Annotated in this window: 1 protein-coding gene; it reads left to right on the top strand. The window is 63.0% G+C overall.

The genetic code is table 11. The annotated features are described in order from the left end of the window. Positions 1-752 (top strand): IS21 family transposase (gene istA / locus AOQ71_RS40140; protein WP_157083810.1); only part of this gene is annotated, 752 nt, incomplete at both ends.

The raw sequence follows: 752 nt of genomic DNA, 5'->3' as shown, positions 1-752 counted from the left end.
TTGCAAGTACCTCAACATGGCACGCCGCGCAGGTTTGACCTGGCCGTTGCCGCCCGAGCTCAATGATGAGGTCCGGCTCGAGAACAGGCTGTTTCCGCCACCGTCCGATCTGCCCAGCGATGAGCGTCCGCAGCCGGATTGGGCGCTCGTTCATCGCGAGCTGCGGCGCAGGAACGTCACGTTGATGCTACTGTGGGAAGAGTATTGCGACTCCAAGTCCGACAGTTTCAGCTATTCGTGGTTCTGCGAACGCTACAGGGAATGGGCTGGCCGCCTCAAGCCGACCCTGCGCCAGGTCCATGTCGCCGGCGAGAAGCTGTTCGTCGACTATTCCGGCCACACCATGGAGGTGGTCGACGGGCTCAGCGGCGAGGTGCACAGCACGCAGATCTTTGTCGCCGTGCTCGGTGCTTCCAACTACACCTACGCTGAAGCCAGCCTCAGCCAGAGCCTGCCGGACTGGATCGGCTCCCATGTCCGGGCCTTTTGCTTTTTCGGCGGCGTGGCCCGGCAAACGGTGAGCGACAATCTCAAGGCCGGCATCACCCGGGCGTGCTTTCACGAGCCGATGGTCAACCGGACCTATGCCGATCTTGCCCGCCATTACCGCACTGCCATCGTTCCGGCACTGCCGTATCGACCGCGCGACAAAGCCAAGGTCGAAGTCGGCGTCCAAATCGTCGGGCGATGGATTCTGGCGCGCCTGCGCAACCGCCGTTTCTTCTCGCTCGCCGCCCTCAACGAGGCGATCC

This window comes from Bradyrhizobium manausense (genome assembly GCF_001440035.1).
Classification (GTDB): Bacteria; Pseudomonadota; Alphaproteobacteria; order Rhizobiales; family Xanthobacteraceae; genus Bradyrhizobium; species Bradyrhizobium manausense.
The sequence above is the reverse complement of the archived record's forward strand: the minus strand, read 5'-3'. Positions and strand labels throughout refer to the sequence as shown.